This window comes from Bifidobacterium sp. wkB338 (assembly GCF_003688325.1).
Taxonomy (GTDB): Bacteria; Actinomycetota; Actinomycetes; order Actinomycetales; family Bifidobacteriaceae; genus Bombiscardovia; species Bombiscardovia polysaccharolytica.
On the sequence record NZ_NPOR01000018.1, the window covers coordinates 63,871 to 82,871 of the forward strand.

At 59.8% G+C, this 19,001-nt stretch carries 14 protein-coding genes and 1 tRNA gene; 8 read left to right on the forward strand and 7 right to left on the reverse strand.

Annotated elements, in window-relative coordinates; translation table 11 throughout:
- The first annotated feature begins 76 nt into the window (after positions 1 to 76).
- The 3 genes from CI603_RS04290 to CI603_RS04300 all read left to right on the forward strand — a co-directional run bounded on the left by CI603_RS04290 (position 77) and on the right by CI603_RS04300 (position 4,168).
- Positions 77 to 1,438 (forward strand): MFS transporter, encoded by a 1,362-nt coding sequence (locus CI603_RS04290; protein WP_232346978.1) that lies wholly within the window; start codon positions 77 to 79, stop codon positions 1,436 to 1,438.
- A gap of 244 nt (positions 1,439 to 1,682) precedes the next feature.
- Positions 1,683 to 2,864: an SLC13 family permease gene (locus tag CI603_RS04295; RefSeq protein ID WP_121913171.1), complete on the forward strand. Its 1,182-nt coding sequence runs from the start codon at positions 1,683 to 1,685 to the stop codon at positions 2,862 to 2,864.
- Positions 2,865 to 2,965: 101 nt separating this feature from the next.
- A complete protein-coding gene (locus tag CI603_RS04300) occupies positions 2,966 to 4,168 on the forward strand; it encodes an MFS transporter (protein ID WP_121913172.1) in 1,203 nt (400 codons plus the stop codon).
- Between the two features lie 47 nt (positions 4,169 to 4,215).
- Here the strand turns inward: CI603_RS04300 and CI603_RS04305 are convergent, their stop codons facing one another.
- The 3 genes from CI603_RS04305 to CI603_RS09255 are packed head-to-tail and all read right to left on the reverse strand — an operon-like array spanning position 4,216 to position 5,953.
- Positions 4,216 to 4,821: a DNA-3-methyladenine glycosylase gene (locus tag CI603_RS04305; RefSeq protein WP_121913173.1), complete on the reverse strand. Its 606-nt coding sequence runs from the start codon at positions 4,819 to 4,821 to the stop codon at positions 4,216 to 4,218.
- Positions 4,818 to 5,204: a ferredoxin gene (gene fdxA, locus CI603_RS04310; RefSeq protein ID WP_029678651.1), complete on the reverse strand. Its 387-nt coding sequence runs from the start codon at positions 5,202 to 5,204 to the stop codon at positions 4,818 to 4,820. Before fdxA ends, CI603_RS04305 begins: the two co-directional genes overlap by 4 nt.
- On the reverse strand, positions 5,201 to 5,953 hold the full coding sequence (locus tag CI603_RS09255) for a metalloregulator ArsR/SmtB family transcription factor (protein ID WP_121913174.1): 753 nt from the start codon (positions 5,951 to 5,953) through the stop codon (positions 5,201 to 5,203). The genes fdxA and CI603_RS09255 overlap by 4 nt, the downstream gene beginning before the upstream one ends.
- A 58-nt stretch (positions 5,954 to 6,011) precedes the next feature.
- Here CI603_RS09255 and CI603_RS04320 point away from each other — a divergent pair, with 58 nt between their 5' ends.
- The gene (locus CI603_RS04320) at positions 6,012 to 8,666 is read left to right on the forward strand and encodes a multicopper oxidase domain-containing protein (RefSeq protein WP_259465471.1); all 2,655 of its coding nucleotides are present in this window, start codon (positions 6,012 to 6,014) and stop codon (positions 8,664 to 8,666) included.
- A 777-nt stretch (positions 8,667 to 9,443) separates the two neighbouring features.
- Here CI603_RS04320 and CI603_RS04325 read toward each other — a convergent pair.
- Both CI603_RS04325 and CI603_RS04330 read right to left on the reverse strand, forming a co-directional pair.
- A tRNA-Arg gene (locus CI603_RS04325) sits at positions 9,444 to 9,520 on the reverse strand.
- Between the two features lie 44 nt (positions 9,521 to 9,564).
- Positions 9,565 to 11,460 (reverse strand): 1-deoxy-D-xylulose-5-phosphate synthase, encoded by a 1,896-nt coding sequence (locus CI603_RS04330; protein WP_121913175.1) that lies wholly within the window; start codon positions 11,458 to 11,460, stop codon positions 9,565 to 9,567.
- Positions 11,461 to 11,639: 179 nt separating this feature from the next.
- Between CI603_RS04330 and purE the strand changes: the two genes are divergently transcribed.
- From purE to CI603_RS04345, 3 genes are all read left to right on the forward strand, one after another.
- On the forward strand, positions 11,640 to 12,146 hold the full coding sequence (gene purE / locus CI603_RS04335) for a 5-(carboxyamino)imidazole ribonucleotide mutase (protein ID WP_121913176.1): 507 nt from the start codon (positions 11,640 to 11,642) through the stop codon (positions 12,144 to 12,146).
- Positions 12,130 to 13,296 (forward strand): 5-(carboxyamino)imidazole ribonucleotide synthase, encoded by a 1,167-nt coding sequence (gene purK, locus CI603_RS04340; protein ID WP_121913177.1) that lies wholly within the window; start codon positions 12,130 to 12,132, stop codon positions 13,294 to 13,296. Before purE ends, purK begins: the two co-directional genes overlap by 17 nt.
- A 69-nt stretch (positions 13,297 to 13,365) precedes the next feature.
- Positions 13,366 to 13,809 (forward strand): Fur family transcriptional regulator, encoded by a 444-nt coding sequence (locus CI603_RS04345; protein WP_046323168.1) that lies wholly within the window; start codon positions 13,366 to 13,368, stop codon positions 13,807 to 13,809.
- On the opposite strand, the gene CI603_RS04350 is transcribed toward CI603_RS04345, so the two are convergent.
- The gene (locus CI603_RS04350; RefSeq protein WP_121913178.1) at positions 13,781 to 16,366 is read right to left on the reverse strand and encodes a bifunctional lysylphosphatidylglycerol flippase/synthetase MprF; all 2,586 of its coding nucleotides are present in this window, start codon (positions 16,364 to 16,366) and stop codon (positions 13,781 to 13,783) included. The two genes, CI603_RS04345 and CI603_RS04350, sit on opposite strands and share 29 nt — an antisense overlap.
- Positions 16,367 to 16,420: 54 nt before the next feature.
- Positions 16,421 to 17,785: an esterase family protein gene (locus CI603_RS04355; RefSeq protein WP_121913179.1), complete on the reverse strand. Its 1,365-nt coding sequence runs from the start codon at positions 17,783 to 17,785 to the stop codon at positions 16,421 to 16,423.
- A gap of 219 nt (positions 17,786 to 18,004) precedes the next feature.
- On the opposite strand from CI603_RS04355, the gene CI603_RS04360 reads away from it, so the two are divergent.
- Positions 18,005 to 18,925, forward strand: coding sequence for a metal ABC transporter solute-binding protein, Zn/Mn family (locus CI603_RS04360; RefSeq protein WP_121913180.1), 921 nt, complete (start codon positions 18,005 to 18,007; stop codon positions 18,923 to 18,925).
- The last annotated feature ends 76 nt before the right edge of the window (positions 18,926 to 19,001 follow it).

Sequence of the window (19,001 nt, forward strand, 5' to 3'; positions counted from 1 at the left end):
GAACACAGCCGCACCCAAGACTGACAAGCCCACCACCACAACCGCTGGCGGTTCAGGCTCTTCCATCGTCGCCTTGATGACTGCCCTGATGGCCGCCGTCTTCGCCTTCCAGCTCAACGCCTCCATGCTCTCGCCGGCTCTGACGACCATGGGGAACGAGCTCAATGCCAGCAGCTCCAGCATTGGTCTGACCCAGACGGTGTTCTTCACCTCCTGCGCGGTCTTCTCCCTTTTCCTGCCTCGGCTGGGCGATCTTGCCGGCCGCAAGAAGGTGCTGCTGGGCATGCTGAGCTTGACGGCGCTGGGATGCGTGGTTTCCGCTCTGGCACCGAATGTGACGGTGCTCATGATTGGTCGTGTCATTCAGGGGGTGGCCGGTCCGGTCGTGCCTATGACCCTGATCATGCTGCATGCCGAGGTGACTGATGAGGCCCGATACGCCAGGCTCATGGCCGTTTTGACGGCGGTCAACGGCGGCATCGGCGGCGTGGATGCCATCTTAGGCGGGTGGCTGGCTGGTACTTTCGGTTTCCGCTCGGTTTTCTGGTTCATGGTGGCCATTGCTGTGATCGCCGTACTCCTGGTGGCCCTCTTCGCCCGCGAGAGCTATGCAGACGATCGCCCCCGCATGGACTGGGCAGGTGTGGTCTTCCTCTGCATCGCCTTCCTGGCCGCATACCTGGCTATCAATGAGGTCGAGAAGCTTGCCCAGGCGCGCTGGCTACTGGTGGTTGTCGAGATCCTGGTGGCCGCGGTCTTCTTCGCGATCTTCTGGAAAGTTGAAAGCACAACGTCAGCACCCATGGTCACCACCACCTATCTCAGACAGCGGCGCACCTGGGGACTTCTGCTGACGACTCTCACCACCATGGTCGGTGTCTTCGCCATCATGAACGGGATCGTTCCGGCCCTTGCCCAGGATGGCGAGGTAGGTGTCGGCTTGAAGGCCAGCATCGTCTCCTTTGCGACGCTGACCCCCTATGCCTTGGTCGGTCTGGTCTTTGGTCCGGTTGCCGGGATGCTGGCCTCACGCTTTGGCTACATCAAGGTCCTGAGAGTCGGTCAGCTAGTAAGCGTGCTGGGACTGGTCTTCGGCATCTACGTCTGTCTGGTTCCCAGCATCTGGAGTCTGGTGCTCCTCTCCCTGATCCTGGGTGTCTCCTATGCAGGGACGGCCAATATCATGCTCAATGGGTTGGGCGTGGTCCTGTCTCCTGCGGACAATACCGGGTACCTGCCGGGACTCAACGCCGGAGCCTTCAACCTGGGCTCAGGCCTAAGCTATGCGGTCCTCTACGCATTCATGAGCGGCCTGGCGGCGTCCGGGGGAGCCCGCGCTGGATATGTTGCCGCCATGATCGGAGGCGGAGTGCTGGTGCTGATTGCCCTGGCCCTGTCCTACCTGATTCCCGATCCGGAACGAATGGATGACAAGTAATATTGCCATCTGACAGGGGTCCTGCGGGTGCAACCTATTCGCAGGACCCCTGTTCATGTTTAATGGGCATCCGACTCTGTGACTGTCCGACAAGGGTCAAAAGTCGGGGCCAGACAGACTAGCCGTCAGTAGCGCCGAGTGTCCCGACCCCGGGTTCAGGAGCGGAAAATAGCGTCAACAGAGGCCCTGTAAGCCACGGGCGGGCGCGTAAACTAAGTGGGGAATTCGTTCGCCGGAGGTGACCATGCAACATCGGGTGATCGGACTGCTGAAAAACGAGACCGTCCTGGTCGTCGCGGCAGTCATCGCTCTCGTATCCTGCATTCTCATTCCTCCCGACCGACAGTATCTGGGCTACATCCACGTCAATACCCTTACCCAGCTGGGTTCCCTGATGATGGTGGTCTGCGGATTTCAGCGGATTGGGGTCTTCCATGCCATTGGTGCCGGTCTGCTGAGTCGCGTCCGCTCGGTGCGAGGCCTGGCCTTGGTCCTGGTTTCCCTGCCTTTCTTCTCCAGTATGTTCATCACGAACGATGTAGCCCTGGTTACTTTCGTGCCCTTCGCCATTGCTGTGCTCATCATGGCCGGTCTGGAAAGCCATGCTCTGCTGATCGTCACCCTGATGACCCTGGGTGCCAATGTGGGCAGCATGCTGACGCCGATTGGCAATGCCCACAACTTATACCTCAAGGCCCGCTCCGAGATGCCTACTGGGGAGTTCCTCCTCCTTATGGCGCCCTACGCTCTGGTGGCGGCCCTGATGCTCTTCGTGTGCTGCTGGTTCGCCTTCAGGAATCAGCATTTGGATAAGTTCGAGGGCATGGATGCACAAGAGATTCGTCACAGCATTCTAGCGCCCCGGGAAGAGGGGATACAGCCTCAGGTCAAGGAGATGCAGCAGTCCAGCGGATGGCGCATCGCCATCTACCTCCTTCTCTTTCTTGTCTGCCTGCTCGGTGTGGCCAAGCTGATTCCCCAGTGGACCATGGTCCTGGTGGTGGTTGTAACCTTTCTGATCTGCGACAGGCGGGTCTTTCTGCATGTGGACTGGGGACTGCTGCTGACCTTCGTGGCTTTCTTCATTTTCATAGGCAATGCCAGGAGGATTCCCCAGTTTTATAACCTGGTCAGCGGCCTGGTCAATATCCACCCTTTGATTACCTCGGTCCTGTGCAGCCAGGTCATCAGCAATGTGCCCACAGCACTCCTGGTCTCAGGTTTTTCGACAGCCTGGCGCTCAATTATTCTGGGCACCAACCTGGGCGGGCTCGGAACCCTGGTCGCTTCAATGGCGTCGCTGATCTCCTACAAGGCTGTAGTCAAGCAGTATCCGAGCAAGAAAGGTGAGTACCTGAAAATCTATACTGCTTTTAATCTGCTCTTCCTCGTCGTGTTGGTTGGCATGGCCCTGCTGCTGGAGTAGACTACCCACCATCAACCAGGAATGGTGCCGCTGACATTGAGAGGGAGGCAGCAACGGTGGAACCGGACCCGTGCGCGTCTAAGTCCAAGGACACAGGGATATTGACCAGACGGAACCTTGGGGTTCTGGTCGGAATCATGGCCTTGGCTATCATGTCGCGGTTTGACTCCATCATCTCTCCTTCCGTGGCCGCCATTCAGGCATCTTTTCCTCGCGCTGATCCCTCCACCGTTGAATCGGTGGTCTCCATTGGCTCTTCGGCGGCCATAGTTTCGGCCCTTTTATTCGGTCAGCTCTTGACCAGAATGAGTTTCAGAACCGCTGCCTGTATCAGTTGTCTGTGTGTCGCCCTGGGCGGCTTGATGCCCCTTTTGGTGCATAGCAGTGTAAGCCAGCTGCTCTTGTTTGCCTTGGTTGTCGGATTCGGCGTGGGCATCGCCACTACAGTTCTTCCGAGCCTGTCGGCCAGGTTCTTCCGCGGGAAGCAGTTGGCGGCGCTGATGGGGCTGGTCCTGGCTGTTCAGGACGGCTCTTCCATGCTGGTCCTTGCCTTGGGCGGTGTCCTGGCCAAGGGAGGGTGGCTGCACAACTATTGGCTCTATTTCCTGGCCTTGCCTGCCTTGGTTTTGGTCGTCTTCATGGTCCCCGGAGTCGGTGCAGTCGAGGAGGAGTCGGAAAAGGCCACAGAGTCTCAAACATCCCCCTCGCAGAAGGGCAGACAATGCTGGTGGGCTACCATTTCCTGCATTCTCATCGGTTTTCTGAGCATTTTCCTGGTCGCGGTCCTGTACAACAAGCTCGCAGTCTACATAGCTAAGTACGGTTTGGGCGGCACCAGTGCAGCAGGGGTGGCCTTGATGTTCAACACGGGTTCCTCGGTCGTGATCGGGCTTAGCATCAACGGCATCAAGCGGGTCTGCCGGCAATGGACCATTCCGGTCGCCTTCCTTTTGATGGCTTTGGGCGCCCTGCTCTTCCTGACCACCCGCTCCTTCCCGCTGGTCTGCCTATCGGCCTTCTTGGTCGGTTCGGGCAGTGCCATCAATATGGCCACCTGCCCCTTCCTCCTGTCCAACCTGACCCCGCACAGACGCTATCCCTTGGTCATGGGGGTCTTCTCGGCCACCACCAGCCTTGGTTTTACGGCATCCACCTGGGCTTTCAAGGCTTTCTCATTAGCGTTTGGACTGGACCCGGTAACCGGCAGTTTCATGGGCATGCTGATCATCGCTCTGCTGGCCGCTGTCATTCTCTCGCTTGTTCGCTTCCAGAGCTGTGTCGAATCCCGCTTCATTGAGCAATAAGTCACCCCGTAAGCTATACAAGTCAGAAGTGTAGGTTCTTCGCCTAATCATCGCGACAGGTAGGGGTTGCCGGTGATGACGAACCTCCGTAGGGTCTCCTTGGCGTGGGATATGCCAATTCGGGGGGTTGCCGTGATGGTCTCGTCCTGGTCCAGACTGGCGGCTGCCAGGCGGATGGGCGGTTTTCTGAGGTCATGGCCGTAGTTTCGCTTGTCGATGTCCAAGGCCTGACAGAGCTTGGCAGGACCGTTGGTCAGTTCCCGGTCCGGGTGATGGCCGTGCCTGTGGCTGCGCAGAAGGTCCAGACCCTGCACTGGCTGGCAGGCTCGAATCAGCACGCCGGCACCGAATCCGTCCTCCTGGCAGGAGATGTTCATGCAGTAGTGCATTCCATAAGTGAAGTAGACATACATGTGTCCGCTGGGACCGAAAAGGGCATCGTTGCGGGCCGACCGTCCATGGTAGGCATGGCTGGCCGGATCATTTTGATCGTAGGCTTCGGTTTCCACGATCCGAACCCAGGCCTGCTTTCCCTCCGACTCATAGTCCCGGATGATCAGGCAACCCAGAAGCATCCGGGCTGCCTCCTCTACAGGGCGGTCCAGAAAGTCAGGGAAGACCAGATGATCATCCTGGCTTGAACCGGCCTTCATTCTGTCTGATCCTTGCGGACCCAGACCGCGCGCTGACCGCGTGATTCTGGCTGAATGCAGACGAAATTGTCCTGGTGGGGCAGGGCGGCGACCTGTGGATGGTCGTGATCGTAGGGCCCCTGGGCTTGGGCGCCGCCGGCATCACCGACCTGGGCAAAGAAGTCTTCGGAGGCATCCTTGAACCAGGTCCACTCCTCCGGCAGATCCTCCTCATAGAAGATCGCCTCCACAGGGCAGACAGGCTCGCAGGCACCACAGTCGATGCATTCGTTGGGGTTGATGTACAGGTTCCTGGGACCCTCGTAGATGCAGTCCACCGGGCACTCGTCCACGCAGGCCTTGTCCTTGACATCCACACAAGGCTGGGCAATTACGTAGGTCATTGCTTGACTCTCTTTCTTGATTGGTTGTCCGCTTTCGATACTTTCAGGAAGCATCCTTTTGGTGAGGTCAGAGGTTTCAGCAGTACACGGGCCTTTCTATCCCTGGTCGCGCTGTTGCTGCTCTCCACGAATCCCTGGACCATGCCCCGATGGATTGTGCAGATAATTGGATGGCTGCTGACGCTGTCCAGGAAGGGGCATGAGGTCAGATACAGACTTGCTGAATCCGACCCCGTCCTCACCGGTGCAAAACCCAAGGTATTCAGAACATCCAACAGCGTCTGGGCGATACTCGACGGCGCACTCTTTTCTGCATGCTCCCGCCTCTGCTGGGCCAGGGTCCGACCCCAGGCCAGACCTGCTTTCAGAGCAGCCGCATTCCTGCTCCGAGTATCGGGGCAGGCAGTCTCGAGAGCAGTGCAAAGCGAGGAGATCATATCCTCCCTGGCGTGGTTCATGGATGTGGGGGAGTAGATGACAGCCGGTCTGCCTCGACCGACTGATTGACCATCACCGTCTCTTGTTTGGCGGACTGCCTCGCCCTGTTTGACCAGATGCTCAAGATGGAAACGAGCAGTCGTCGGATGGACGCCGAAGGCTGCTCCGATTTGCTGGGCGGTTAGACCTGTACCGGTCCGTTCGGCTGACGTATGTAGGTAATCTAAGATTGCGGAGCGAATCTCTTCCCCGCTTCTTCGCCTGGAGGGGGTTTGGTCCCGTCGCTTGCGGGCTTGAATTTCCTGACTCATCGATTAAATTGTATAACTATCAAATCAATTATCAACCCAGGGCAAGGCGGACAGATCCATGCAGAGCGACCAGAAGATGCGCAAGTCCGGAGGCAAAACAGCCTTACCCAGGTCCAGGATGGCCCTTCTCATAGGCGCAGGTCTGGCTGCACTGCTTGGCCTTATAGCGGCGCTGATTCGTGCGGATCTGATCCACCCTTCAGACAGGGTGCCCTTGGCTGATCTGCATGGTGGGCTCATGGTCTATGGGTTTTTGGGCGCTGCCATCGGTCTTGAGAGGGCAGTGGCTTATCGCAGTGGCGGATCCAAGAAACCCTCCTGGGGATTTCTCGCTCCCGCCTTGGGCTTGCTGGGGTCCCTGCTCTGCCTGCTTTCGCTGATGGTTTCAAGCCGCGCTGCTGCCCCGGCATGGGTCAGAGTGGAGCTTTTTGGCGGCATTCCGTGGACTTTGTCCATGTTGGTTTTGACAGCCATGTATCTGGCTATCTGGCGGCGGCAACCTTCTGCAGAGGTGCTCATACAGATCCTTGGATCCCTGGTGGGTCTGGTCGGAGCTTTTGGATGGGTTGCAGGATTGGATGCCTCGGTTCTGGCTCCAACCTGGCTCTTTTTTCTGATTCTGACCATCGTCGGGGAGCGGGTGGAGCTGGCCAGGGCGGTCTTCTCGGGTGTCCGTCTCGAATCGGGAATTCTGGGTCTGAGCCTCCTGACCGTCCTGATGCTGCCTGTTCAAGCCATGGCACCTTCGGTCGGTTATCCGCTTCTGGGATTGTCCCTGGGCCTGCTCCTCCTGGTTATGGCCAGTCACGACGTAGCCAAGGGCACCTTCCGTCACGGCGGTCTGCCAGGATTCATGGGCACCTGCATGCTGTCGGCCTACGCCTGGGGACTTCTGGCTTCCCTCATCTGGATGGTGGCACCTCTGGATTCCAGCACCTACTGGGGCGATATGGCGCTGCATGCTTTGGCTGTGGGATTCATCATGACCATGGTCATCGCCCATGTCTGCATGATCGTCCCCTCGGTCATTCGCAGGCCTCTGCCTTTTCATCCCCTCCTCTGGGGTGCTTGGGCGCTCATGCAGGTTGGCTTGCTAATCAGGCTCCTTGGAGCCATCCGGCTCTACACACCCTTATGGAAGGCGGGGAACCTGCTGAATGTCTTGGGAATCCTCTCCATGATGCTGACCGTGGTTTACCTGGCTGCTCGTGGCAAGCAGGTCCTGGCTTCCAAACGCTACCGTCGTCGCCAGCCCAAGGATTCGCATACCGAACTTGCTGGGACCTTGGCCCTGCGGGCGGACCTTGTTGCCACCTCGGCTACTGTGCTGATCTTGGTGGCAGCGGTGGTCTTGATGGCTCTGCGGCCGGCGCTGGCTGTCTCCGTCGGGGCAACGCCCAATACTGGAGGGGTTCAGGACGCATCGTCGAAGAGCATCCAGCCGACGGGACACACTAGAAGAGCTTCAATCAGGGTAAAGGGGATGGCCTTTGTGCCGGATACCATCGCCATCGATGCAGGCGACCGGCTGGTTGTAGATTTTCGGAACACCGGAGATCAGCGGCACGACTTGGTTTTCGCCAATGGCAAGAGCACAGGATCCGTGCCTGTAGGCCAGAGCGTCTCGGTCGATGTGGGAGTCCTGGGCGGCGACACATTAGGATGGTGCTCGCTGGCAGGACACCGTCAGATGGGCATGGAGCTCAAGGTCAAGACCAAGGGTGGAACGACTACCGAGCAAATGCAGTCCTCCGCTCGGAAGATGACCAGCAACCAGGCCCCTTCAGCAGCCAAACTCAAGGCGCAGGCTGAGAAGAGCGAACCTGCCAAGGCCACTCTTCCACCCTTGGATGACCAGGGGAGGGCTGGAACAAGAAAATACACTTTGAATGTCAAGGAACGCAGGGAGCAGGTTGCAGCAGGGCTTGAGCGCACGGTCTGGAGCTTCGATGACGCGGGCGATCCGCGGGATAAGGGATCGAGGCCCTTGGCTCAGGGTCCGGTGCTCAGAGGCCGGGTGGGAGACACCTTTGAAGTAACCATCAGAAACAAGGGAAGCATGAGCCATTCCATTGACTTTCATGCCGGCCCGGCTGTTCCCCAGACCATGATGCGCAACATAGAACCAGGCAAGGAGCTCCTATACACCTTTACCGCTGATCGGGCTGGCATATGGATGTACCACTGCAGCAGCGACCCCATGTCAAACCATATAGCCAACGGCATGTATGGAGCTGTGGTCGTGGATGATGGCACCCTGCCACCAGTGGCTGCGGAATATGTTCTGGTCCAGTCCGAGATTTATCTGGGATCCAATGGAGGGACAGCCGATGCTGAAAAAGTGGCGGCCATGACCCCGGATATCATGACCTTCAACGGACGAGCCTTTCAATATGATGCACACCCTCTCAAGCTGGAGAAGGGGCAAAGGGTCCGCATCTGGGTTCTGGATGCCGGCCCCAACCAGCCGCTGTCCTTCCATATCGTGGGAACCCAGTTCGATACGGTCTGGACTGAAGGCCGTTATCTGATAGGCGGAGGTTCAGGAGGGAATTCCGCTGACTCATCAGCCGGAGCACAGGTCCTGCCCTTGCTGCCGGCCCAAGGCGGCTTCGTAGAGCTCAAGGTCGATCAGCCTGGCGACTATTCCATAGTCAACCACATCATGAGTCTGGCCGAAAAGGGCGCTCACGGCATCCTGCGGGTGTCGTGAAGCGATCAAATGACGTGCATTGCTTTTATCCAGATGGTTGCCAAGTTTCGGGACTGATCCGATCCTTGACTACTTGGAGAGATAGTTCCTGCCTGGTCGCCTGTGCTGTGCCTTTCTGATTGTCTGCCGTCTCCAAGCAGGAAGGCTAAGACGCAAAAGCATCCATGGAATCTCAGGCGGATAAGGAAGTTGTGGACTGGGTCCGAGCGACCAATCCTGTAGCTGGAGGCCCTTGCCTTCCACCTGGTAAGTTGTGTATGCCGACGCCGTCCAAGAAGAAAGTCGGGATGGCCGCTGTGACCTTCGGTTTGTTCGACATACCCGGTCCGTTGCATACTGGGTCTGAAGTTGCCAAGGCTGAATTTGGGTCGGTCCGTTGGTGCCGTTGGGTTGAGGTGTATATGCGGTTTGCCCGTAGAAATTTTGTGGTCCTCACTGAGTGCTCGAAGCCAGCCAAGATTGATTCGCATTCGGGTACCCGTTGGTAGCTGTTGAATGTTTCCCCTGCGGGGAAGCAGACTCGTAGCTTTGACTGGAAGGCTCTTGGCCCTATCCCTTGTAGTCGGAGTAATTCTGGCTCGCTTGAGCTGGGTCTTGATTGTCGCTTGGTTGCTGATCTATTGGTTGATGCCGATCGTTCATGGTTGTCTTTCTTGTCCATATTGCTTCTGCAATTGCGATCGTTGAGAGCCGTACATGGGTAACGCATGCTGCTATGGCAAGATGAACAAGAACACGAAGAACCCTTACTCCTTAGGTAGAAGCAGGGAGGACTAGTGGTGACCCCGGAGAGATTCGAACTCTCGACCTACAGATTAGAAGTCAGTTGCTCTATCCAGCTGAGCTACGGGGCCAAACCCTTTCATTGTACCCGCTTTGGTCCACCGGCGGGTCAAATCTATGAAGCCTGGTCGGCGAGGGCATCCGAGATGGCCTGAGCCATAGCAGGAACGGTCATGCCATACCTTTCCATCAGGGTGGCTTGGGGAACCCTGTCGTTGAACTCCTTGGCCGCTCCGAAGGCCAGGGTGCGAATGTGAGCAGGTCCGTAATATGCAGCCACTGCCTGTCCCCAGCCGCCGTCCAGCTGACCGTCCTCGATGGTGGCCACCAGGGAGTGGGTGCTGGCCAGAGCATTTAGGGTCTGCTCATCCAAGCGGTCATAGCGATGTGGGTCCACCAGTGTGGGCTTTAGCCCTATGGACTTTTCCAAGTAATCTGCAAGGTCGCGGCCTAGTGGCAGCGCATCGCCGAGAGCCAGCACGGCTACGGTCTTACCTTCTTGCAGGATGCGATAGCGATCCCAGGGAGCAGGGTCCGACCCGCATTCGGTATCGATCTTCGAAGGATCTGGAGCCGGCGCTGTCGGCTTCCCGGCCCGTTCTGTAGCCAGTGTGCGCTCGCCGGGCACCCTGATTACCACCGGCTGCCGAGCCGGGCCAGTGGCCCAGGCCAGCATGTCCAGAAACTCGGCCCCGCTGGTCGGAGCCAGGCAGGTCAGTCCGGGGATGCCCCGCATCATGACCATGTCGGCCGTGCCTGAATGCGTGGCATCGGTTTTGGCAATGCCGGTGGAGAAAACCAGCAGGGTCACAGCGCTGCCGTTCAAGGCCATCTCCTGCTCAATCTGGTCGTAGGCCCTCTGGAAGAAGGTGGCCGAGGTGGCGACAATGGGAGTGCCTCCGGCCTTGGCGATGCCCGCAGCATAGGCTATCGCGTGGGATTCGGCGATGCCCACGTCCCGGTAGTGGTTTCCAGCCCGCTGGCGGAAGTCAGGATCGATGCCATTGGACAGCGGCGTGGCGGGGGAGATGACGGTTAGGCCCGGCTCTTGTAGGAACCTGGACTCCAAGGCCTGCATGGCCATTCTTCCGTAAGTCTTTCGTGAATTGGGCAGGCGGTCCAAGGAGCCCAAGCCGTCCTGCCAGTGGTTGGCCTCCACCGGACCTTCGGCGGGCAAATCGGGCAGGGGAGTCATATGAGCTGTGTTCCCATCGCTCTGGGCCACGGAAGTCGGGCCAATCTGTCCTTGACTGCCCTGTCCCAACCCCAAGCCCTTGCGGGTGTGAATATGGACCACCATCGGATGATCGATGTCCTTGACCCGACGGAAGGCCTCGATTAGATCCTCAATACGGTTGCCCTCCTCTACGTAGCAGTAGTCCAGTCCAAGGGCACGGAAGGGATTGTCTGAGCTGTGCCCCCCGGTGGCACGGAGGGCCGCCAGGCTCTTGTAGAGTCCTCCGTGGTTCTCGGCAATGGACATTTCGTTGTCATTGACCACGATGATCAGGTTGCCGCCCTGTTCTGCAGCCCAGTCCAGCCCCTCGAATGCCGGCCCGCTGCTCAGGGAGCCGTCCCCGATGAAGGCGATGATGTTGGCCCTGCCGCCGGCCGCATCCCGCTGGGCGGCCATCCCGCAGGCCAAGCCGATGGAGGTGCCGGTGTGCCCCAGCATGAAGTCGTCGTAGGGGCTCTCCTTGGGCGAGGTGAATCCGGACAAATCCTCCTGAGACTCAGGGTCCGTGTAGGCCTGGCGCCGACCGGTCAGGATCTTGTGGGTATAGGCCTGGTGAGAGACATCGAAGATCAGATGATCATGAGGCATATCAAAGACGTAGTGCAGGGCGATGATGGGCTCGATGGTGGCCAGGTTGGAGCCCAGGTGGCCGCCGTGACGTCGACAGAAGCGGATCAGCAGCTGACGGATCTCGTCGGCCAGTCGATTCAGCTCTTCCAAGGAGAGAACCTTCAGATCCTTTGGGGAGTCGATGCTGTCCAGAAGCTTGCCCATAACCCTCCTGTCTGTTTCTGTCATGCAATCCAATGATTCTAGGTCCGGAGCGGCGGTTTGGAGACGCTGAGTACCCGATGTTCACCAGGCCCGGCCTTTACATCCATAGGACCGTCACGATTGGCTGGCTTCTCCTCTGCCTTGCGTAGTATCAAATGTGCATGAACATTGGAGGGCCGATGGCTGACAATACACATGAAGGGGCACGCGTCGCAGTGATCATGGGATCATCGAGCGACTGGGAGACGATGAAGGAAGCCTGCCGGATGCTGGACCGGTTCGCTATCGTCTACACCAAGGAGGTGATATCCGCCCATCGCACACCTGGGCGCATGGCGGAGTTCGCGCATCAGGCTCGGAACCAGGGCATAGGGGTCATCATCGCCGGAGCCGGAGGAGCAGCCCATCTGCCTGGTATGGTGGCGGCCCAGACCACGCTGCCGGTCATTGGGGTGCCAGTGAAGTCCCACGCCTTGAGCGGGGTTGATTCGCTCCTGTCCATCGTGCAGATGCCCGCCGGAATTCCTGTGGCGACCACGGCCATAGGGGCATCCGGGGCTACCAATGCCGGCCTGCTGGCGGCTTCAATTCTCTCCATTAATGATTCACGACTGGCCCAGGCCCTGGATGACTACCGTGCCGAGCTGGCCCAATCCGTGGAGGCGTCCAATGCCCAGCTTGTCTGAAGAGACCAAGGGGAGGATTGATCACCTGGAGCCGGGGTCCGTCATCGGGATCGTGGGCGGCGGCCAGCTGGGGCGGATGATGGCCCTGAGCGCCCGCTACCACGGATTCCGCATCGGTGTGTTGGATCCCACGCCCGATGCTCCCGCGGCTCAGGTTGCTGACTTCCAGGAGACAGCCGACTATGGCGACCTCGATGCCCTCAAGCGGCTTGCTGAACGCAGCGATGTGCTCACCTACGAGTTCGAGAATGTGGATGCCGATGCGCTGGACCAGGTGAGGGATCGTGTGGCCATCCCTCAGGGGACTGATTTGCTCAGGGTCACCCAGGACCGGGTTCACGAGAAGACCTTCATCAACCGCCATGGCATTGATACCGCCCCTTGGAGACAGGTTGACAGTCTTGACCAGCTGGATTCAGCCTTGGAGGAGTTGGGAATGCCCGCTGTGCTCAAGACGCGAACCGGTGGCTATGACGGCCACGGCCAGGCGGTCCTGCGCACCAAGGATGATCTTCAGGCCCTGCAGGCGCGGATGAAGGGCCGGGACTTCCCGCCCTCCGTGCTGGAGGGGTTCGTGGACTTTGCCTTCGAGGCCTCCATACTGGTCTCAGGCAACGGGAAGGACTATGTCACTTTCCCCATGGTGCGCAACGAGCATCGTCACAACATCCTGCACATGACTCTGGCACCGGCACAGGTCGAGCCTGAAATGGCCGAACGCGCGCGTGACATGGCTCTGACTTTGGCTGACGGCTTCAAGCTGGCCGGCACCTTGGCCCTTGAGCTTTTTGTCATGCCCGATGGCGGTCTGGTAGTCAACGAGTTGGCCCCGCGCCCCCATAACTCCGGTCATTACACCATTGAGGCCTGCTCCATGGACCAGTTCGATGCCCACGTCCGGGGCATCGCCGGGTGGCCCCTGCCCAATCCTCGTCTGCTCAGCCCGGCGGTCATGGTCAACGTTCTGGGCCAGCATGTGGCCCCGGTCAGAAGGCTGCTGGGGAAGCACCCCGAATGGTACCTGCATGATTATGGCAAGGCCGAAGTGCGCACCGACCGCAAGATGGGGCATCTGACGGTGCTGACCGACGATCTGGAGAAGACGGCCAAGGATCTGGAGGCCACAGGCTGCTGGTCCGACCTGGACTGAACCGAATCCTCACATCTGTCCCGGCAATCCGGATGTAGGCTTGGTGGAGCCCAAGGAGTGTGTCTAATCATGAACGCTGGCTCATCCGTCGGCCGCCGGACGCGGCAGAAGAACGCTATCTGGAGGATTCTTCAGTCCCAGAACGACTTCGTCTCAGCCAAGGAGCTGCACAGGCTTCTCCGCGATTCGGGCCAGCGAATCGGCTTGGCCACTGTTTATCGGCAACTGGGCTCTCTGCATATGTCCGGCAGCCTGGACTGCATTGAGCATGGGGGCATTCGCCTTTACCGGGTCTGCCTGGCCCAACGGAAACACCATCACCATCTGGTTTGTGAACGCTGCGGCAGGACCGTGGAGATCAGCCCGCCGGACGATGGCTGGCTGAAGGCCGTGGCAGCTGAGCATGGCTTTACGGTCTCCTCGCACACCTTGGAGGTCTACGGCCTGTGCAGCAGCTGCCAGGGCCACTCTGGTCAGGCGGACGTCAGTGATCCTCCCGGCCCTTGGGCATGATGGTCTTGATGGCATCCCATGCCTGCGAAGCCTTGAGATTGGGTAGGTAGGCCTGGACTACAGCCAGTCCGATCTGGGCCAGCTGAGCCGGGTCGGGATAGCAGATATAGACCGGGTGCTCGCTGGGCTGGAACTTCTTCTTGAAGAAGAAGAGCGAACGGAAGCCATAGGCCGGTTCCATCAGGTCTGCCACCATATGCAGGGCATGTTGCAGGAAGGCAGTCTGATCCTCGCTGCTGTCCATGCCGGCCAGGGGAGCGGCCGACAGGCTCATGAATTCCGCCGTGCCCTGGTCGCGTAGCCGTTCGGCCATCCGTGCGATCAGGAACTCCATGATTCCATTGGGGCTGTCGGTCCTGTGCCTCATGAAGTCCAAGGTCCAGCCGATCACCTGGCCCTGGCGGTAGGTGGGCATCCAGCTGGTCACGGCCAGCACCTTGCCCTGGTCGTCCACGGCGTAGAGGATGGCCATGCGAGGATCCCTCAGTTCATCCAGGCCACCCAGGGTGAACTTCATCTCAGGCAGCGCCTTGAGCTCGGCCCACTGCTCGGAGATGTCCACAATCTGCGACTGGACGTCCCAGGAGGCGTCGTTGAATGTGGTCAGCACGTCGGTGATCTTGTCGCGCTTGGCCTTGTTGATGGCTGTGCGAATGTCCTGCCATTTCTTGCCCTTGGTCTGCCAAAGGCTGGGGGTGACCACCATCTCCGAGCCGACTGTCAGGCTGGACCATCCCCTGGCTGCCAGCAGATCACGCTGCGGCTTGTGGACGCTGTAGAAGACCGGTGACCAGGAATGGGCGTTGCAGAAACGGGTGAATTCGTCCAGGTCATCCGCATACTCGTCAGGGTCGCCGAAGGGACCAGTGGTGGTCAGGGCTATGCTGTGCAGGAGCCGGTAGGCGATGGCTGAACGGCCGCTCTGGGAGAACCAGTAGCTGTTGCCCTCCCAAGTGGTCATGAAGGACATGCTTTCGCCTCCGTACTCGACCAGTCGATCGGCCTCCTGGCGCTCGCTGCCGTTCTGGATGACCGAGCTGCGCATCCAGGAGAGCAGGACTATCAGGACCACCAGCCAGAAGATCAGCCCGACTCCATGGCTAATGATTATCCCCGTCGGGGTGCGTGGTGCCAGGGCCGGACGGAAGCGTGAGGCCACCCCATTGGGCAGGTAAAGCTCTGGCAGTTGGGAGAGCGCCCTGCCGGTGGTGGGCCAGGGATGGAAGGAGCCGGGGCTGACCGCGGTGAAGGCCAGATAGCCCATGGCTGTAGCCAGAAAGGCCAGACCGATGGCTGCCCAGCCTACCTGCAGGCGTGAGGCCTTGGTCCGTACCAGGAAGATGCGCAGGTTGCGCGCCAAGAAACAGTTGAGAATCAGCGGGGGAAGAGTGATGATCAGCAGGGAGGGAATAGCACCGTGACGGATGGCCTGGGGCAGGCCGTCGCCGATGGTCAGCGGGAAAACGAGGTAGTAGAGCACAGCCAGGACGATGGTCAGGCCGTTCAGGACCAGACTGGTGACAGCGGCAACCCGGCGGCCATGGTAGATGCCCCAGGCCACCACCAGCAGGACCAGGGTGGGCATGATCAAGGACGAGACGCTGGTGGGTGCTCGGCCGGCGACCAGGCCATACTGTGCATAGCAGCTGGCTTGGTTGTTCTTGGCCAGGCAGCGGGACAGGGCGGCGCTGCCGCCAGGGTCCGAACCCAGGAACATGCCCAGCGGGGTGAAGAATCCTGCACGGATTTTGGAGGAGACGGTGACCAGTGGGCCAAGAGCCAGAACCGTGGAGACGGCTCCCAGCAGGTGGCGGGTCTCGTATGAGCCGCTATGGCCGTGCGGATTGGCGTCCTTGACCGGTCCGTGCCAGAGGTGGCCGGTCAGGTGGCCGATGAGTGCTGCCGCCAGGGCGCAGTAGTAGCCGGGGTTGCCGGTATACAAAACCATCAGGATCAAGGCCGTGTAGCCTATGGTGGCGATCCTGCGCCGCCAGAGGAAATCGCTGAAGGGGATGGATGCCATCAGGGATCCGACCACCAGGATGATGGGGCTGAGTGTCATGGGCACTCGGATGAACCAGGCCCAATGATCCTGAAGGGCATTGATCAGGGTGCAGATGACCAGACCGATAGCCGCGCCGCCTACCGCGCTGATGACTGAGGCGAGCACGGTGCGCCTGCGACCCAGTCGGGTCTCGGCGATGCATAGCATAACCAGGACCAGGGCCACATCTATGACCAGTTGCAGAGGACCGGGGGTGATGACCAGGGATACCAGCAGCCGTGCGAACTGAACCAGGAGCGAGGGACGCCCCTGGCCATGAACGGGATGTGGCGCCTGGTGAATGATCAGGTCGGACAAGGGCAGGCCCAGCCGTGTCCTGCCGGGGATGCGCAATAGCCAGATCAGCAGCCAGCTGATCAGGTTGAGCAGGACCAGTCCCAGGCTGAAAGCCAGTGCAAAGGCGTGACGTCTGATCCATCGGGTCAGATCCCGCAAAAGCACGGTCTTAGCCGAAGGCTCCATCAGTCCGGATCCCTTATTCGTTGTCTCCATGATTGCGGCGGCTCTTTCTGCTTATCTGCTTGAACGCTTTGGCCTGTCGGCGGTTCAGTCGATGCTGGTTTCGATAATGTTCGGAAAATCTGCAAGCGGCCGGGACATTGGCCCTAGTCCCATGGCTTCGCCCATCCACTCCAGCCCGGGTTCCCAAGCGGTTTTGACTGTGTGCCAGTCATGGCCCGACCCCTGGGTGACGACGGCCTGCACCTTCATGCCTGCCTGGGTGGCGGCCTTGGCAATAACCATCATATTGTGCTGGGACTCCTTATCGTTGGATCCGGCTGCGGTGAACAGGCGCTGGCGTGAGGGTGCCCGCTCCAGCATGGCCCTGGCTGGGACCTGGGCCAGGAAGCGTCTTTTGTCGCCGCCGAAGTAGTCGCGGATCATTTGCTCTTGCCGACCCTGGGTCGGTTCTAGCTCTCCGTCGGCGGGGAGCATGTTCCCGTAGACGTCGGGATGCCGTGCCCCAAGCTGGGTAGAGCAGGTCCCGCCCTGGGAGAATCCGCCTATGGCCCATTGTTGGGGCTGGTCGGCGACGGGCAGCTCTGTGCGGATCCAGGCAGGCACGTCCTTGCTTAGGTAGGTTTCTGCCTTCCCGTAGACCGGGGAGTCCACGCACAGGCTGTTGTGGGAGGAGGACCCGTTCTGGTCGGGGGAAACCACCACTGGCGCCAGGCCCTCGTGCCGTGCAGCATAGGCATCCATCATGGCCGGAATGGCTCCAGCCGTGAATAGCCGGTCGGGGCTGCCGGGCTGGCCGGCCAGAAGAACGAATACAGGCAGTGCAGGCGGTCTGTCGCTCAAGGCGGCGGGTGGCAGGTAGACATCAGCTGGCCGGGCCGCGAATCGGGAGCGCCCGTTGGGGATGAGCATGCTGTAGGAGCGACCGGCACTCGGATGCGAGGGCAGCTCGCCCTTTGACGCCAGGGATCGCCACTGGGCCACGCTCATGGCCGGTCTGGCTGCCTTATGGTCTCGGTAATCAGGGTAAAGGGAGACGCTGAACAGGGACCCCAAAGTAGTGAATTCACCGTAGATGATATCCACGCGAAGCCCGGTGGAAAGCAGACAAAGCAGGACGGTCAGTGCGGCCAGGATCCGGCGCCACCCCCGGGCGGTGATCAGGATGCAGACGGCGAACCCCACAGCGAGAAAGCCCAAGGCCACGCTGATGATAACCATCCAGCCCAGGGAGACACCGAAGAGCATGAAGACATCGGAGACCAGCCAGGTGGCCAACAGTCCCAAGGCTCCTATGCCCAGGGCAATGGCCGCCTGCCGCAGCAGGGTCCGCCAGCGTCCGTGTGTCAGTCCGGTCAGCGTCAGCACGATCAGGGCCAAGGCCGTCAATAAAAACAGTGACGCGGGCAGCCATCCCTGGGTCAGATGGACCTTTGCCAGCCATGCACCCATGCCATTCCTTCCAAGGAAAATACATCCGCAGTTCAGTATAGGGAATGTTCGGGCTCATGGAGACTATTTAGGCAGGCATTCATTCTTGACAGGCCCGAGTCACCGGATTCCGGTCACGGGTTCGTCTATGGTAGATTTATTGATAATCAATCTCAGTAACGTTCGACAGATACCGCAACAGGCTCATATCGCGCCGCCACCAGGAAGGAATCCCCATCCATGCACTCCATAAGTCCACGCTTCCGTCGGACCCGAACCTTGGCCGCAGGCCTGCTGGCCGGACTGACCCTACTGACATGCCTGACTGGCTGCGGGAAGAGCGAATCATCCCCGTCAGCTGCAAAGTCCGGCACCCTGCAAGTGGTGACCAGCATCAATCAGTGGCAGTCCCTGGCCGTGGATCTGGGCGGCAACCAGGCTCGGGTGGATACTATTCTGAGCAACACCTCCACTGATGCCCATGACTATGAGCCGACAACGGCCGACATCGCCCGGATCAGCCGCGCAGATCTGGTCATAGTCAACGGGGCCGGAATTGACGACTGGGCAGCCAAGGCCGCTGAAACCGGGCAGGCCCGGCTGGTGGACATATCCAAGGCATCAGGGCACGAGGCCGGAGACAACCCCCATCTCTGGTTTTCCTCCCAGAGCAGGAGAGCGGCCGCCAAGGCCGTGCATGAGGCCTACCGGCAGCTACGCCCAGGTCGCGGGGCCGACTTTGACAAGGCCTACCAGGACTGGCAGGGTCGACAGGCCCGGCTGGACGATCTGATTGCCAAAGCGCGCAAGCAGACCCAGGGCCGGCACTATGCGGCCACGGAATCGGCTGCCTACTATCTTTGCCATGATCTGGGCATGGAGGATCTGACCCCCGAAGGGTACCTGCGGGCGGCCGCCAACGAAAGCGAACCCTCGCCGGAGGACCTGGTGGCCTTCCGCCATTTGCTGGCATCCAGCCAGTTGGACATGTTGGTGCTCAACACCCAGGAAGTCAACCGAACATCCAAGGATCTGGCCATTGAGGCCCGTAAAGCCCATGTGCCGGTGTTCGAGGTCAGTGAGCAGCGCCCCGATAAGTACCGAAACCTGGAGGATTGGATCAGCGCCTTGGTCCAGCAGGTGCCGGGCGCCAAGGCCTGACGGCTCCACTTCCTCTTCATGTTCGCTAAAGGGTGTTCTCACGGGGCTTGTCGTCCTTGATGGGAACAATGGCACA

Coding starts and splice junctions, on each gene's coding strand:
- CI603_RS04345 (WP_046323168.1), top strand. CDS start 13,366: ATGAACGCTGGCTCATCCGTCGGCCGCCGGACGCGGCAGAAGAACGCT.
- CI603_RS04360 (WP_121913180.1), top strand. CDS start 18,005: ATGCACTCCATAAGTCCACGCTTCCGTCGGACCCGAACCTTGGCCGCA.
- CI603_RS04290 (WP_232346978.1), top strand. CDS start 77: ATGACTGCCCTGATGGCCGCCGTCTTCGCCTTCCAGCTCAACGCCTCC.
- CI603_RS09255 (WP_121913174.1), bottom strand. CDS start 5,953: ATGAGTCAGGAAATTCAAGCCCGCAAGCGACGGGACCAAACCCCCTCC.
- fdxA (WP_029678651.1), bottom strand. CDS start 5,204: ATGACCTACGTAATTGCCCAGCCTTGTGTGGATGTCAAGGACAAGGCC.
- CI603_RS04350 (WP_121913178.1), bottom strand. CDS start 16,366: ATGGAGACAACGAATAAGGGATCCGGACTGATGGAGCCTTCGGCTAAG.
- CI603_RS04305 (WP_121913173.1), bottom strand. CDS start 4,821: ATGAAGGCCGGTTCAAGCCAGGATGATCATCTGGTCTTCCCTGACTTT.
- CI603_RS04320 (WP_259465471.1), top strand. CDS start 6,012: ATGCAGAGCGACCAGAAGATGCGCAAGTCCGGAGGCAAAACAGCCTTA.
- CI603_RS04355 (WP_121913179.1), bottom strand. CDS start 17,785: ATGGGTGCATGGCTGGCAAAGGTCCATCTGACCCAGGGATGGCTGCCC.
- CI603_RS04330 (WP_121913175.1), bottom strand. CDS start 11,460: ATGGGCAAGCTTCTGGACAGCATCGACTCCCCAAAGGATCTGAAGGTT.
- CI603_RS04295 (WP_121913171.1), top strand. CDS start 1,683: ATGCAACATCGGGTGATCGGACTGCTGAAAAACGAGACCGTCCTGGTC.
- purK (WP_121913177.1), top strand. CDS start 12,130: ATGCCCAGCTTGTCTGAAGAGACCAAGGGGAGGATTGATCACCTGGAG.
- purE (WP_121913176.1), top strand. CDS start 11,640: ATGGCTGACAATACACATGAAGGGGCACGCGTCGCAGTGATCATGGGA.